Raw genomic sequence first — 15,395 nt, 5'->3', positions numbered from 1 at the left:
TATACCCATCTTTGCAATCAACAAATCAAGAAAATGCTCAACTATCCCATTGAAGTTAAAAAAAGTAAAGTGGCAGGTAAAGGTGCGTTTGCACAAAAGGCTATTCCGGCAAAACGGAAGCTGGGCAATATGGCGGGGGAGATCATCAGCTATAAAGAAGCACAACGCAGAGTAAAGCAGCAACATGCCGGTGAATTACTGATGGTGGAGTTTGACAACGATCCTGTGGCGTTGGATGCAAGCATTAACCGCAACGAACTTTCATACATCAATCATTCCTGCGACCCCAATACATACATGCGCCGTGCATACAGGCAGGTGGAGTTTTACAGCAAACGGCCCATTAAAAAAGGAGAGGAGCTTACCTGCGATTATGGCGAAACACATCACGACGGTAAACTGCCTTGCCAATGCGGAGCAAAGAACTGCAGGGGATTTATTTGATGGTGAATGGTGAGTGGTCAATGGTGAATGGGGGCTTGATCGCCTGATAGCATAGATCTCAATTTTTTCATCTCTGCGCAAACTCCATATCCTTCTGTTCTTTGCGTTAAAAGAAATCTTTGGTGCAGCGAAAGAAGAGACAGAGCTAAACGCAGAGGGTTAGCCACTCGTAACCTTCTTCTATCGTTCACGACTTGGTTTGTAGCCAAAGAGTAGGTAACAGATTATACTAATAAAAGGCGCAACAACAAAAAAGAGCATCCACATAATTTTGGATGCCTGGCTGATATCGTTTCGTTTCCACACAGCAAGAATAAATGTGAGTGGTATTGCAATCAGCAAAAAAAGAAAGATGAGGTAAAGGAAGCCTCCCATAGCAGATTCAACCAGTTCCATAGGTTAGTTGTTTTCTTCTTCTAAAGAAATGTCGCTGCGGCTGCCAAACATAAAGTAGCAAACGAGACCGATAACAGGTGCAAGTACAATAAAAATACTCCAGAGTAATTTTGTGCTTTGATAAAGATCATTTCTGCCCCACACAGAATAAACAGCACGAATAAATACAGCTAAAAATAAAAGTGAAAAAAGTGCCCAAAAAATAAGTGTCCAGTCGGGGGAGAGCAGCGTCATAGATTATGTGTTTTGGTAAAATTAGTGAAGTTATTGCAAAGAAAAGTGTTTTCGGGAGCAGAGAGTGGCCCTCATCAACGGGTTGCAATCTTTCAACTGTTTCACAACACTGTTTATTTGTATTCATCTCTGTGCAAACTCCATTTCCTCCTGTTCTCTGCGTTAAAAGAGATCTTTGTCGCAGGAAAGGAAGAGTGAGAGTTCAACCGGAGAGTGTCAAACACTCGTAACTCATAACCCTTAACCCTTAACCCGTAACAGGCTACCTGTAACCTATAGCAAGAAACAATAAACGATAAACCACAAACTTCAAACTCTCCCTACCTTTACAGCATGACGAAGCTTTCTGTAAACATCAACAAATTTGCCACGCTGCGGAACAGCCGTGGTGGTAACCGCCCCAACGTATTGCAAGCCGCTATTGATGCCGAACGTTTTGGTGCCGATGGCGTCACTGTTCATCCACGCCCCGATGAACGTCATATCCGTTACGATGATGTGCGGCAGATAAAACAGATCATTACAACCGAGTTTAATATTGAAGGCAATTGCCGTGAGCAATCGTTTATTGATCTGGTGCTGGAAGTAAAACCCCACCAGGTAACACTTGTGCCCGATACACTCGGACAGCTTACCAGCGATCATGGTTGGGATACCATACAGAATAAAAATTACCTGGTTGAAATGATCGGCGTTTTTAAAAGTGCAGGCATACGTACTTCCATTTTTGTTGATCCGGAAGTAAGGATGATTGAAGGTGCAGCTGAAACCGGTACTGATCGTATTGAACTGTATACCGAAGGTTATGCAAGAAAATATGCAGATGATCCACGTTATGCTGTACAGGAATACCTTGTTGCTGCAACACGTGCAAGAAGTTTTGGCTTGGGCATCAATGCAGGACACGATCTCGATCTTGAAAATCTCAACTATTTAATAAAAACAATTCCCTGGATAGATGAAGTAAGCATTGGACATGCTTTGGTTTGTGATGCATTGTATCTTGGTTACGAAAATGCCGTGCAGATATATAAGCGACAGTTGCAGATTTTGTAAATGCAGATAAAGGTTAACAGTTACGTGTTTCGGATGCTTATAATTTTTACCCCGTTGCGCTTTAAATTATGATACGGAAACTTTTGTTTGGTGCAGCGCCAATGGCAGCATGCCTGCCATCCATAACCTTCTTCCCATCTCCCCATTTATTCCGTATCTTACTAAAAAGCTTCTGTATGAAAAAGTATCAAGCATTCCCTGCTTTATTTTCAGTATGTTTTGCAACTGCCTGCAGTAATGGGTTGGAAGAAGGTAAATCAGCCACCACAATAACTCCTGTAACAACAACAGCTCCTGCTGCACCTCCGCCAGTACAGCAGCCGCAACAAACAGCTACTAAAGGAACGGTTACACTAAATCCTCCGCATGGGCAACCCGGTCATCGTTGCGATATTAAAGTAGGAGAGCCGCTTACAGGCACAGCTCCTGCAACAACCATAAATACACAGCCGCCACAAATGCAACCTGTTACCAATACAGTTGTTGCACCTTCTGCACCGGGTACTGTTGCTGCAGGAAAAAACCCACCGCATGGTCAGCCGGGCCATCGCTGCGATATTGCTGTTGGCGCTCCGTTAAACAGCAAGCCTGCACAGTAAAACAGAAGTTGAATGCATGTTGCTTTCGTATAAAAAATAATCTGGAAATGACGGGCATCATAGGAACAGATTGTAAAGTTCGGTACCTTCAAACAACTTTAACACGGAGTAGGTCGGTTAAGAAAGGAAACAGCAGCGTTGCTTAAAAGACAATAAACCTGTTTTCTGCAAAGCAGCATAAAAGCTGCGAACGAGACCACGACAATTACCGGATTAAATAAGAAGTTGCAGAATAGCAGCATTTAACAACTGCAAATACTGCAACAACTGTGCAAGGTAGGTTTTAACGAACCTGCCTTGTTTTTTTATGGATGCTGTTGCCTGCAAATAGCTACACAATTGAAAATATCCCTTTTAATCCTGGCAACACAAGTGCATTCTTTCGTGTAATTATTGTGCGTTTGCATTCTACAAAGAATAAATCTATTTTTAAAAAACTTTCAAAGCAGTATGCTTTGCGTAAAACAGAATGCTTCTTACAGCAATTGCTGCATAAAGAATATTACCAAGCCTTAAACAAAAATTGTATGCACAACACAGAACAAATAAAAACAACAATTGAACGTACAAAAAAGGCCTTGTTGCTAAAACCATCGCTGGGAAAAGGAACGGGTGTTTCAAAAGTAAAAGTTTCGGAAGGGTTGAGGTGCGAAATAGAAGAAGGTAACTGGAAGTTTTATGCTGATATGCCCGAAGGTGCCGGTGGTAAAGGTTCTGCACCAACTCCGGGTGTTTACGGCCGTGCTGCATTGGGCGCTTGCCTTGCTATTGGTTATATGATGAAGGCTGCTGAATTGCAACTTCGCATTAATAATCTTGAAGTAACTGTTGAGGCCGATTTTGATGATGGTGCGTTATTTGGTACTGCAGACAAAACAATTCCTCCCGGCTATCTTGAAGTCAGGTACACAATAACGATAGAATCGGATGAAACGGATGAAGCAATTATGCAGATGATCAATGAAGGTGATTTGTACAGTCCATATTTAGACATCTTCAGCAGGGCACAAAAATGTGTGCGAAAAATTAATATCATTTCCAAGTAAACAATTTCCTGATGGAAGAAGCATTACAAAGGCGTGTACAACGTTATGGATGGGATAAAGCTGCACAGTATTACGAAACATTGTGGCAGCAACAATTAAAGCCGGCACATAACAGCATGTTCGCACTTGCTCAAATTAGTGTAGGTGAAAAAATAATTGATACTGCCTGTGGTACAGGTCTCATCAGCTTTCGTGCATTAGAGGCAACAGGTGTTGATGGCTATGTTTTAGGAACGGATATTTCGGATAAAATGATTGAGCTGTGTATGCAGGTTGCTAAAATGAATAAAAGCGAAAACTGTCGTTTTGAAAGAATGGATGCGGAGTTGCTTGTTGCAGGTGATGGAGAGTTTGATGTTTCGCTTTGTGCATTGGGTTTAATGTATATGCCCAATCCTGTTCGTGCATTACAAGAAATGTTTCGTGTAATAAAGCATGGTGGACGATGTGTTGTTTCTGTTTGGGGAAAGCGACCGCATTGCGGTTGGGCAAGTATATTTGAAATTGTAGACAAACGGGTTACATCAGAAGTATGTCCTATGTTTTTTAATCTTGGCAACGATGGTATGTTGGAAAGAAGTATGAAGATGGCCGGATTCTCTGATATTGTGTTGGAAAAAATAAATACTCATTTGCAATACAAATCTGCAGAGGAAGCATGTGCAGCAGCATTTGAAGGAGGGCCGGTGGCTTTGGCGTATCACAAATTTTCGGATGTTGTAAAAAAAGAAGTTTGTGAAGAATACCTGCAGTCGATAGAAGCATATAAACATGAAAACGGGTATACAATTCCCGGTGAGTTTGTTATTGGAAAAGGAAGCAGATAGGGGGAAGTAACAAGATGCAAGGAGCAAGGTACAAGATCCAAAAACCAAGACTCATAACCCATAACCCATAACCCATAACCCATAACCTGTAACCCATCACTCATAACAACTCTCCCCTCGTATCTTCGCAGCTTATTTTAATTAATAACTGTTGCCGGAAACAATTATAACTGTCCTCGCCGTTTTATTGCGCATCATATCGAACCCGTTGGGTAATGTGTTGCAAAAACAATTAACGGTAAAAGGCAATCATCCTTTGCTGGTTAATTTTCTTACCTACCTGTTGTTGTCGGTACTTTGCGGGTACATACTTGTTACAACAAGCTGGCTGTTGTTGCCGCAACAGTTCTGGATGTTTGCAATAGCAGGAGGTTTGACTGGTGCGTTGGGTAATGGGTTTTTAGTAAAGGCATTGCAAAAAGGCGATCTGTCGGTTTTGGGCCCCATCAATTCGTATAAATCGGTTGTAGGAATAATCGTGGCTGTTTTTCTGTTGGGCGAATTGCCCAATGTTTGGGGCTTGCTTGGCGTTGCACTCATTATTTACGGAAGCTATTTTGTGCTCGATACAACAGCAGAACGTTTTTCGTGGGCATTGTTTAAAAAAAGTGAAATACAGTTTCGCATCTGGGCTATGATCCTTACTGCAATTGAAGCTGTTTTTGTAAAGAAAGTAATTGTTGCATCAAGCGCCACAATTGCATTTGTAAGCTGGTGTTGTTTTGGTGCATTGTTTTCGTTTTTGCTGTTGTTTGTGTACAGGTTGCCGCTTGCAAAAGAGTTGAAAAAGATTGCAACACCCGATCTTAAATTTTACCTGCTGTTGATTGTTTGCATCGGTACCATGCAGTTTACCACCAATTACGTGTTCGATCGTATGCCTGTTGGTTATGCATTAAGTTTGTTTCAGCTTTCAACTATTTTGAGTGTGCTGTTTGGTTACAGGTTGTTTAACGAAGCGAACATCCGCAAAAAACTCATTGGTTCTGTAATTATGCTTGTTGGTTCCGTTGTAATTATTTTAATGAAGTAAAACGGTTTTCTTTTTTTGAACGAACCTTGCTTAATTTTATTCTTTCCTGCAAACAATATTAGTCAACCGAAGAAGAATCTGTTATCATGTCAAACATCAATCTCATTATTGAAGAACGTGCAGCCAATATCGGCAAGTTTATGGTGGGCCGCTTATTGCCCTTTCGTGAAAAGCGGATGGTAGGGCCGTTTATTTTTATTGATCACATGGGGCCTGTGCAAATGAACGAACGGGAGAACATGGATGTAATGCCACATCCGCACATTGGCCTCAGCACACTTACCTTTTTGTTTGAAGGCAGCATCATGCACCGGGATACATTAGGAACAGCAATAGAAATTAAACCCGGTGCTGTAAACTGGATGACGGCAGGAAAGGGAATTGTACACAGCGAACGCACTCCGGAATACCTGCGTCATTCAACCAAAACAATGCATGGTTTGCAGATATGGGTAGCATTACCCAAAGAACTGGAACTGATGGAGCCGGAGTTTTATCATATCAACGAAGAAGATATTCCTGCATGGGCAGATGGAGGTTTGCAATATAAACTTGTTGCAGGTGAAGCATGTGGTCATCAGTCGCCTGTACCTGTTTACAGCAAACTGTATATGCTCGAAATAAAAAGCACTACACAACAAACAGTAAAGATCGGCAGCGAATTATATGGCGAATCGGGTTTGTATATTTTAAAAGGCGGTATAGAAAGCGATGGCAACAGTTTTGGGCCTAAGCAGTTACTTGTGGCAAAAGACAGCACCCTTTGCGAGTTTACTATTGAAGCAAACAGTACCATCTATATTTTTGGTGGTGAGCCTTTTGCCGAAGAGCGTTTTATTGATTGGAATTTTGTTGCAACAAGCAAAGAAATTATTGAAGCCGCAAAACAAAAATGGATCGCACAACAGTTCGATAAAATTAAAGGCGATGAAACAGAATTTGTTCCTTACCCTGCACCGAAGAGATAGAAGCTGGCTGCAGGTTTCTTGTTCCTTATACCCTAAACCTTTTACCCTATTCCTTATTCTTTACCCAACATTAAAACGTTAACAGCATGGCAAGTGTATCATCAGTTATTAAAAAGGAGTTGTACCGTATAGAAATAAAATCGCCGTCGGGTAATGTGGTTATTGCCGATGAACCGGTTTCGAATGGAGGTAAAGATGCAGGCTTTGCACCAAAAGAATTACTGTGTTCTGCATTGGCTGCCTGTACCAGTGCAACAGTGCGTATGTATGCCGATAGAAAAGGGTGGGAGTTAGAAGAAGTACAGGTACAGATTAACCTGGAGTATATAACAGCTGAAAGCAGAACCATCATCAACAGAGAAATAAGATTTATCGGCAACCTCGATGATGCACAGCAAAGTCGTTTGCTGGCCGTAGCCAATGCATGCCCCGTTCATAAAATTTTAAGTAACCCGATTGAGATCAATACAGCAATTGTGTAACTTCAGAAAATAAAGCACCTGAGACATGCCTAAACTTCTTCTTGGTATACTTCGTGCAGCACTTTTGCTGATACTTGCACTTAAAATAATAAACTTGTTTTTGCATTTTCCAAAGGAGATAAATGCACTGTTAAATGCAGCCATGTTTACGCTTATTGGCATTAATTTTATTTTGGTCGGCTCAAAGTGGGATAAACCGATCATTAAAATTATCTTTTCTGTTTGCGGACTTTATCTTGTTGTAATGAACTTTTTTTCATCAACCGCTTTGCTGAATGTTATTGGTATCGTTTGCATTTTAACGCCAATCATCATTGCAAGGTTCAGTACTGATAAAGAAAAATTGGCCAAAGCTGACTAACGTGAAAAAAGTTATGGGTTGAATTCTAATAACAAGATGTTGCCAATTTTTTAAATGTTGACAGCGCCGTCAATAACAACGATCAATCAAACACAAGAACAATGCTTACAGCCATCCATCCAAAATTGCCCATGCGTAACCCAGCTGTTACAAAAGCATATTATATAGAACAGTTAGGTTTTACACAATTGGGCGATCCGGTTTTTGAGCCTTACCTGATGGTAAAAAAGGAAAATATCGAAATTCACTTTTTCGAATTTAAAGAACTGGAGCCCAAAGAAAATTACGGGCAGGTGTATATACGTACCAACAACATCAACGAATTGTATCAACAGCTATTGCAAAATAAAATTGCCATTCATCCTAACGGTCACCTTCAAATAAAACCCTGGGGACAAATTGAATTTTCGTTACTCGACCCCGATAATAATCTGCTTACGTTTGGGCAGAGCATTGAGTAGTTGCCGATAGTCCTGAACGCTTTGCTTTCTTCGTTGAAACTCCAAGCTTCAAAGACGGCGTCTGGCAGCGCCAACTCGTCGTAATCAAAGAACAAAAGTTGAAATTTGCGGTAATGAGCATATCGTTTTAACATTGTATGAAATACATGAACCAAATGAAAACTTTTTTTCCAATCATATTTTTTCTTGCTGCGTGCACAACAAAGTCAGGCAAAGTTGACAATGCTCAACCTACTGTAAGAGATACTTTACAGCAACAAGCCGCACAAGTAAATAAACCAAACGTAAACGCTGAAAGTAAAATACAAACGTTGATACTTAGTTATAATGCAATTTCCTGTACCTGTGCGCAATGGAGTGAATCGAAATTTAATAACGATACCAGTGAAAGGGTTCGTTATTGGTTAGAGCCTGAAAATACACTTTTGGTAAATGCAGATACATTGTATAGTGGCGATAATTTGCCACTGCAAATACAAGTAACCGGACGGATAGTAAATGAAAATGGTTACCCGGTTGGCGCTAACGTAGAAAAGCTTGGTTTAGACGAAGAAGCTAAAGTATTTATGTACACAAAAATTAAAGTGCTGAAAAACGGGCAGAAGAAAAAGGCTTAACTCTGTTAGCTGATAGTTGTTGTTTGCCGGTAACCACTAACTAAACCACAACCCGCAAACAGCTTATCTGCATTTCGCTACAACTTATCTGCTTTTTTTTACCACTTACTCAAAAATAGTACGCAGCTTTTCTGGTCTTTTCTATTTTCATGCTGCATTTAACAACTGCCCGTTTAGCAGAATGAAAATAAAGGCACTCATATTACTTATTGGCTTCATTGGTTTGCTTACCGGAACAGAATCATTTGCAGTTTACCTGGAAACTGTTAAACAAAACCGTACAGCTTGTAATGCTACGCAGCCCGTAAACGAAGAGCAAAACAAAGATGCCTGTTGCTGCAATAACACAGTAAGCACAGCCTGTTTGCTGCAAAAAGAATTTACATATACACAGGTTACAGCACCAACAGTAAAGCATGTTGCAGATGTAGTTAATCATTACAGCATGTTTTATCTTGTCAGCGTATGGCGGCCGCCGGCTCTGCTGCTGTACTTCACAATCTGACAGATTTTATTTTATCAACATCAAAATTTAAAAAAATGAAAAAGCTTATTTATATGGCAATTGCCTTTGCATTTATTGGTACAGTTTACGCAGGTGTTACTGCAGATAAACCCAAAAAAAATAAAAAGAAAACGGAGCAGTGCTGCAATAAAACAAATACCTGCTGCAAAAAAGAAACCAGTAAACAATAGCACTGGTTGGTTTAAATAAAAAGAAGCTGCCTCTTTTTGGGGCAGCTTTCTTTTTTATTAAGTATAGCACATATGTAATAACAAAATAAAGCTCAAAAAACAAAAACCAAGCACCAAGGAACAAGCTCCCGCCTTCCGGGTTCTAACATGCCTGCACTAAATACAGCTTAACCCGTTAATCGTTTTTACCCGGTATGTAAAACACTTTATCAATATTGTATCCTGCATCCCATTTAGGATTTATCTCCGATACGTTTATTGCTTCTCCGTAATTGTATGCAGAAGAAGTAAGCTTACTGTCTGTTTGCAACAATACATACCAATGGGTTTTTGTTTTTGCTACAGAGGAAATATAGAATTTACTTTTTTCATCTTCAAGTATACGGCTGTGGTTCCATCCGTCTTCCAACGCAAACTTGCGGTAACGTTGCGTGTAATTGCCACCCAGACTCATCACTACAATCCATCCCTCTGTTGGGCTGTAGGCCATATCGGTTATATCGTAGTTCTGCTTCCAATAAGCTTCAATCTTTGTTTCAGGAAATTCATCTGCATGAAAAAATACCTGGCTTTTATAGTTCGATCCTTTTGAGGTAACAGCGATCCACTGATTGTTGATGTAACTGAGTGTAGTGATCTTGTGTGAAGTATCTTTTCTCCAGATATCTTTAATAGCAGTCATTATCTTTTCCCTGCTGTCTGCTAATCGCCATATCTGATCTGTGTAGTTTGTGTTTTTCGAAAACGTAACAAACCATTTTCTGTCTGCTCCTCCGTACGTAATGTCGGTAATATAATAATCCGATTTCCACCGGCTGTCAATTGCAGCAGAAGGGAAGTCGAGGGAAGAATTCCAGGCCTGCATGCCAAGATCTTTACCTCTGCTGAAATGTACATACCAGCGTGCGGTGGTAATTGAAGAGTTGTTGTTCTTTTGTGCGCCCGATTCTCCACTAACAGAAACCGGGGGCTTGTTGGTTGTTACACCGGTTGAGCTGTTGTTAATACCCGATTGATTTAAAGTTGTTGAGCCGTTACCGGGAACTGCTGTAGCGGTTGATGAATTGTTGGTGCCATTACAAAAACCCGAAAGATGTTTTAATGCACAGGCAATGTTTTCCATGATCTCTTCATTCCTGTCGGAAATAGCTACAGCGCCGGAGTATTTGCCAAATGTTTTTTTACCATCATCAAAACTGTCGGGAGTAGTGGTACGTATGCTTGCTGCATTTGTACTGTACTCGAATTTGCCGTATTTGTTAATGGCTAAAATAGCGGTAGGCAATATCTCTTCATAACTTCTTACCAGGCCCCTGTACGTTACCGTTAGTTGGCAGCTGTTAATACTTATTTTGATGTTGCTGCCATACTGCCCTGCATATAAATTTTCGTTCAGTTTGGTTTGCAGCCAGCTGATGGTTTGGTCTTTTGTAAACTTGCGGATCTGTGCATTAAAAGCCGATTCCTGTTTCTTTGGTTTAAAGCTGTAAAGCAGGTTCATGTTTTTCTCAAACTCTGCTTTGTCTTTGGTACGAATGTAAAATTCAAAATAATCGGATGAAGAAGGATCGTCGTCGGCGGCTTCATCTGATGGGAAGAATTCACTTTTAAAACTTTTTTTAAACCTCACTTTTACAATCTGCAGATCGCTGTTTTTGTATTCTGTAAAAACATCATGGTCAAAAATATCGTTCCAGGAAATATTGCTGTAACGGTGTATCCACTCGGTACTTTTTTTCTCCATGTTTTTGGTATACACTGCCACAGCAGTTTCGGTAAAGAGTTGTTTGGTGATCTTGTCGGGCTCTTTACTGAAAAGACTGTTGCCGTCTATCTTTTCGCCTACAGCACGGTTAACGATTTGTTGCAAAGCAGCAAATACTTCCTGCCTTGTTTGGGCGACAGCATGCTGGCTGCAAATAATAAGGAGCAGAAACGCAACAGCTTTCAGGGGTAAACGCATTGGTGATTGTTTGTGGTTTGGCTGCAAAATAATTGATTTGCTGTAAACAGGGCAATGGGCAGTTGAAAATACTCCTTATGGGGTAGGGGAATGTTTTACCAATGTAATTTGCTGGTAGATGAATGTGCATGCAATAACACAAGCCACAAGGAAGAAGGCACAAGAAACCAAAACTCAAAACCCATTTACCCAACTCATCCTCCCGTTTGCCCGGTACGAACTTTCACTTTCTTCTTGCCGCTGTTCTTCTTTTCGTATTCGAGTATTTCTTTGGGCTTGGGTTTTTCTTTCGTGGTTTCTTTTTTGGTAGTGCTGTTGGTATCTGCTGCTTCGTTGGGATCTTTTTTTACAATACCGTTGGCTGTACCTGTACCATCATCGAGTTTACCAAGAATAAAATTTTCTTTACGTAACACTTTGCCGGTGCCGGGTTCGTAAATGGTCCAGAAACCATGTGGTGTACAGCTTGCTTCCATCTTCACTTCCACCAATGTAATTTTCTTGGGGTCGTTTACATCGTACACTTCCACTGTTTCGGTTGGTTTGTCGGGGTTTTGTGCAAGCCAGCTTTCTTCACGCACCATATCGCCCATGGTATTAAAATATTGCTGCTTACCATGCTTGTTTCCCCAACGGTAATTTTCAATGGCAAGAATATCGCCCATTAAACTGTACACACGCCAGGGACCTTCTTTTTTTCCATCTTTAAAAATGCCTTCTTCTTCATAACCCGGTTCGCCACGAACCTCTTCTACCCGAACCACCCATTTACCCTGTTTAAGATCTTTTACATCGGTGCAGTTTAAGGTATCGCCTTTCACCCCAATGGTATAGTCTTTACATTGTGCAGAACCATTCATCCAAAAAATGAAAGCAGCAACTGCACTTAAAATCAACCTTCGTATGTTTGAACAAGTCAATGTCTTTTTCATCGTAACATGAGAATTTAAATACCAACGCATGAACCCAACTAAAACGACTGCAGGCATCAAAAATTGCCTCTTCAAAGTTATTCCGATTCTTTCATTTCTGTCGGTTACCTGTACAGTTTCCGCACAAATCAAGCCAACAACAGCAGACGAACGGCAGAAGGGAATGGTTGTACGCAAGGAGCTCGAAAAGAAATCATTATTAAAGGATGCAAAGTTCCGCAACATTGGGCCGGTGGTAATGAGCGGCCGTGTAGTTGATGTAGATGTAAATCCGCAAGACCCTACTGAATTTTACGTTGCCTATGCAAGCGGTGGTTTGTGGCATACAAAAAACAACGGACAATCATTTACGCCTTTGTTCGATAACGAAGATGTTATGACCATTGGTGATATTGCGGTGAAATGGTATGGAAGCCGTGTTATCTGGATTGGTTCGGGTGAGGTAAACAGCAGCCGCTCATCGTACGCAGGTAATGGTGTGTACAAGAGCAGCGATAATGGTAAAACATGGGAGTATCTTGGTTTGCCCGAAAGTCATCATATTGGTAAAATACAATTGCATCCAACCGATCCTAACACAGCATGGGTTGCCGCATTAGGGCATTTGTATTCGCCCAATAAAGAACGTGGTGTATATAAAACAGTTGATGGCGGTAAAACATGGAAGCTTACACTTGCAGTTGATGAAAACACAGGTGCTGTTGAAATGGAGATCAATCCCAACAACCCTAATGAACTGTATGCTGCCATGTGGCATCGCACACGCCGTGGCTGGAGCTTTACCGAAAGCGGTGCAACAAGTGGCATTTATAAAAGTACCGATGGTGGTACTACCTGGAGTTTAATAACTGCACCGGGCAGTGGTTTTGCAGAAGGAAAGAAACTGGGTCGTATTGGTTTAAGTGTGTATGCACAAAACCCCAATATTGTTTTTGCTGTAATTGATAACTACGATGCAATGCCCGATACAAGTCGCAGAAGACAAACAGCCGATACCGGTTTGCAGTTGAAAGATTTTAAAACAATGACAAACGAACAACTGCTGAACATGGAGAGCAGTAAGCTGGATACGTTTATGCGTAAGCAACGTTTTCCTGCTAAGTATACAGCCGCAGTTGTGAAAGAGATGGTTCGTGCCGGAAAAATTCAGCCCGTTGCATTGTGGGATTATTATGATGCAGGTGATGATGGTTTCAGCGGCAACGTAAAAGGTTGCGAAGTTTACCGAAGCGATGATGCAGGTAAAACATGGAAGCTCATCAACAATAAACTGCCACAAGCCTTCAGCACTTATGGTTACTATTTTGCGAAGATCTATGTATCGCCAATGAATGTTGATAAGATTGTTGTGCTTGGCGTAAGTGCATGGATGAGTGTTGATGGCGGTAAGTCGTTTAAAGTAATTGACGGCCGCAATGTGCATTCCGATCATCATGCGTTATGGTTTAATCCAAAGAAAGATAATCACATGATCAATGGTAATGATGGCGGCATCAATATTACATACGATGATGGTGCCAACTGGTTTAAAGCCAACACGCCCTCTGTTGCACAATTTTATGCCATTACAGTTGATGATGCAAAGCCGTACAATGTATACGGTGGTTTGCAGGATAACGGTAGTTGGTATGGCCCAAGCAACAACCGTGAAACAGTAGACTGGCACGATAACGGCAACTACGCATTTAAATCAATTGGTGGTGGCGATGGTATGCAGGTACAGATCGATACAAGAGATAACAAAACAGTTTACACCGGTTCGCAGTTTGGTGCATACATCCGTGGCGATAAAACCAATTTGTTTCCAACAAGAGTAAGTGTACGTCCGCTGCACGAGCTGGGCGATAAACCGCTTCGCTTCAACTGGCAATCGCCGATCCTGTTATCAAAACATAACCAGGATGTATTTTATTTTGGTACCAATCGTTTTCACCGCAGTTTAAACAAAGGCGAGCAGTCGGTAAATATGAGCGGCGATCTTACAGGTGGCAAGCGTGAAGGCAATGTTCCTTTTGGTACATTGGTAACTATCAGCGAATCGCCTGTTCGTTTTGGTTTGATCTATACCGGAAGCGATGATGGGTTTATTAATGTAAGTAAAGATGGTGGTTACAGCTGGTCGGCTATTCATACCAAATTACCTAAAACAGTACAGGGCCTGTACGTAAGCCGTGTAGTTGCATCGAAATACAAAGAGAGCAGGGTATATGTTACCATGAACGGTTACCGCAACGATCATTTTAATGCATGGGTATTTGTTAGTGATGATTATGGTGCAACATGGAAACAACTGTTTACCGATTTACCTGCAGAGCCTGTGAATGTATTGCGTGAAGATCCGAAAAACGAAAACCTGTTGTACGTTGGTACAGATCATGGTTTGTATGTATCGGTTGATGCTGGTGCAAGCAGTATGGCATGGATGAGCGAATTACCAAGAGTGGCTATCCACGACATAGCTATACAGGATCGTGATAATGAAATTGTGTTGGGTACACATGGCCGTGGCATTTACATTGCTTCTTTAACCGAAGCACAAAAATTAGCAACTGATAAAGCCTATTACGAAAAGAAAAAAGCTGAAGTAAAATAAGCAGATACTAAAAAGACTGATTGAACGAAGGGTTGTTACCGAAGGCCATTTGGCACAGGTAACAACCTTTCTTTTTTTGAGCAATAAAACCGTTTGTCATACAGGCAACAATATTGCAAGTATTTTGTAGTAATTTACTCACTCAAAAAAAATAACGAATATGAAACGTATGTTCCGTTTGCTGCCTTTTCTGTTATTTGTTGTTACAGTAACAGCATGTGCACAGGAAAATAAAAAGCCTAGTCCTCCTGCATCAACCGAATTTAAAAGCGGTGCAGCTACTATTAAGATTAATTACAATGCACCTTCTGTAAAGGGTCGGGAAATATGGGGTAAGCTGGTGCCTTATGGCGAAGTATGGCGTGCAGGTGCCAACGAAGCAACTACTTTTGAAACCGATAAGGATATTAAGGTAGAAGGTAAAACATTACCTGCCGGTAAATATTCATTCTTTACCATCCCTGGCGAAAAAGAGTGGACCATCATCTTTAACAAAACAGCGAAACAATGGGGCGCTTACAGTTACAAACAAGCCGATGATGTGCTGCGTGTTACGGTAACTCCTGCTGCTGCAGCTGCTGCCAACGAAGTGCTGAAGTATGAAGGAAAAACAGGCAGCTTCTCATTACTTTGGGAAAAGCTGGAAGTAAAGGTTAAAATTGAAGGATAGTTTTTAAACCATCAATG

Annotated in this window: 19 protein-coding genes; 15 read left to right on the top strand and 4 right to left on the bottom strand. The window is 41.1% G+C overall.

Annotated features, from left to right (window positions below; all coding sequences use genetic code 11):
- The first annotated feature begins 33 nt into the window (after positions 1-33).
- Entirely contained in the window at positions 34-444 is a 411-nt protein-coding gene (locus ESA94_RS02780) for an SET domain-containing protein (RefSeq protein WP_129129327.1), read from the top strand.
- Between the two features lie 180 nt (positions 445-624).
- Here ESA94_RS02780 and ESA94_RS02775 read toward each other — a convergent pair whose 3' ends face one another.
- Positions 625-840, bottom strand: a complete 216-nt coding sequence (locus tag ESA94_RS02775) for a PLDc N-terminal domain-containing protein (protein WP_129129326.1) — start codon at positions 838-840, stop codon at positions 625-627.
- 3 nt (positions 841-843) lie between these two features.
- Complete coding sequence (locus ESA94_RS02770; protein ID WP_129129325.1) at positions 844-1,074, bottom strand: PLDc N-terminal domain-containing protein; 231 nt, start codon at positions 1,072-1,074, stop codon at positions 844-846.
- A 333-nt stretch (positions 1,075-1,407) separates the two neighbouring features.
- Between ESA94_RS02770 and ESA94_RS02765 the strand changes: the two genes are divergently transcribed.
- The 12 genes from ESA94_RS02765 (at position 1,408) to ESA94_RS21340 (ending at position 9,220) form a co-directional block, all read left to right on the top strand.
- Positions 1,408-2,130: a pyridoxine 5'-phosphate synthase gene (locus ESA94_RS02765; RefSeq protein WP_129129324.1), complete on the top strand. Its 723-nt coding sequence runs from the start codon at positions 1,408-1,410 to the stop codon at positions 2,128-2,130.
- A gap of 176 nt (positions 2,131-2,306) precedes the next feature.
- Positions 2,307-2,729 (top strand): hypothetical protein, encoded by a 423-nt coding sequence (locus ESA94_RS02760; protein WP_129129323.1) that lies wholly within the window; start codon positions 2,307-2,309, stop codon positions 2,727-2,729.
- Positions 2,730-3,256: 527 nt separating this feature from the next.
- Positions 3,257-3,775: an OsmC family protein gene (locus ESA94_RS02755; protein ID WP_164972613.1), complete on the top strand. Its 519-nt coding sequence runs from the start codon at positions 3,257-3,259 to the stop codon at positions 3,773-3,775.
- A gap of 11 nt (positions 3,776-3,786) precedes the next feature.
- Positions 3,787-4,602, top strand: coding sequence for a class I SAM-dependent methyltransferase (locus ESA94_RS02750; RefSeq protein ID WP_129129321.1), 816 nt, complete (start codon positions 3,787-3,789; stop codon positions 4,600-4,602).
- A gap of 187 nt (positions 4,603-4,789) precedes the next feature.
- Positions 4,790-5,635: an EamA family transporter gene (locus ESA94_RS02745; protein ID WP_240670971.1), complete on the top strand. Its 846-nt coding sequence runs from the start codon at positions 4,790-4,792 to the stop codon at positions 5,633-5,635.
- A gap of 86 nt (positions 5,636-5,721) precedes the next feature.
- Entirely contained in the window at positions 5,722-6,603 is an 882-nt protein-coding gene (locus tag ESA94_RS02740; protein ID WP_129129319.1) for a pirin family protein, read from the top strand.
- 86 nt (positions 6,604-6,689) lie between these two features.
- Positions 6,690-7,085: an OsmC family protein gene (locus ESA94_RS02735; protein WP_129129318.1), complete on the top strand. Its 396-nt coding sequence runs from the start codon at positions 6,690-6,692 to the stop codon at positions 7,083-7,085.
- A gap of 25 nt (positions 7,086-7,110) precedes the next feature.
- On the top strand, positions 7,111-7,446 hold the full coding sequence (locus ESA94_RS02730) for a hypothetical protein (RefSeq protein WP_129129317.1): 336 nt from the start codon (positions 7,111-7,113) through the stop codon (positions 7,444-7,446).
- A 101-nt stretch (positions 7,447-7,547) separates the two neighbouring features.
- Complete coding sequence (locus tag ESA94_RS02725; protein ID WP_129129316.1) at positions 7,548-7,907, top strand: bleomycin resistance protein; 360 nt, start codon at positions 7,548-7,550, stop codon at positions 7,905-7,907.
- A gap of 155 nt (positions 7,908-8,062) precedes the next feature.
- Entirely contained in the window at positions 8,063-8,524 is a 462-nt protein-coding gene (locus ESA94_RS02720; RefSeq protein WP_129129315.1) for a hypothetical protein, read from the top strand.
- Positions 8,525-8,705: 181 nt separating this feature from the next.
- Entirely contained in the window at positions 8,706-9,029 is a 324-nt protein-coding gene (locus ESA94_RS02715) for a hypothetical protein (protein WP_129129314.1), read from the top strand.
- 35 nt (positions 9,030-9,064) lie between these two features.
- On the top strand, positions 9,065-9,220 hold the full coding sequence (locus tag ESA94_RS21340; protein WP_164972611.1) for a hypothetical protein: 156 nt from the start codon (positions 9,065-9,067) through the stop codon (positions 9,218-9,220).
- Between the two features lie 175 nt (positions 9,221-9,395).
- Here the strand turns inward: ESA94_RS21340 and ESA94_RS02710 are convergent, their stop codons facing one another.
- The gene (locus ESA94_RS02710) at positions 9,396-11,183 is read right to left on the bottom strand and encodes a DUF7477 domain-containing protein (RefSeq protein WP_129129313.1); all 1,788 of its coding nucleotides are present in this window, start codon (positions 11,181-11,183) and stop codon (positions 9,396-9,398) included.
- A 194-nt stretch (positions 11,184-11,377) separates the two neighbouring features.
- Complete coding sequence (locus ESA94_RS02705) at positions 11,378-12,115, bottom strand: toxin-antitoxin system YwqK family antitoxin (protein ID WP_129129312.1); 738 nt, start codon at positions 12,113-12,115, stop codon at positions 11,378-11,380.
- 28 nt (positions 12,116-12,143) lie between these two features.
- Here ESA94_RS02705 and ESA94_RS02700 point away from each other — a divergent pair, with 28 nt between their 5' ends.
- Positions 12,144-14,708 carry a VPS10 domain-containing protein gene (locus ESA94_RS02700; protein ID WP_129129311.1) on the top strand — a complete coding sequence of 855 codons (2,565 nt, stop codon included), beginning with the start codon at positions 12,144-12,146 and terminating at the stop codon, positions 14,706-14,708.
- Positions 14,709-14,868: 160 nt separating this feature from the next.
- Positions 14,869-15,378 (top strand): DUF2911 domain-containing protein, encoded by a 510-nt coding sequence (locus ESA94_RS02695; RefSeq protein ID WP_129129310.1) that lies wholly within the window; start codon positions 14,869-14,871, stop codon positions 15,376-15,378.
- The last annotated feature ends 17 nt before the right edge of the window (positions 15,379-15,395 follow it).

The sequence above is a fragment of the Lacibacter luteus genome (genome assembly GCF_004118265.1).
GTDB classification, from domain to species: Bacteria; Bacteroidota; Bacteroidia; order Chitinophagales; family Chitinophagaceae; genus Lacibacter; species Lacibacter luteus.
Note: the sequence above shows the minus strand (reverse complement) of the source record. Positions and strands in the feature narration are given on the sequence as shown.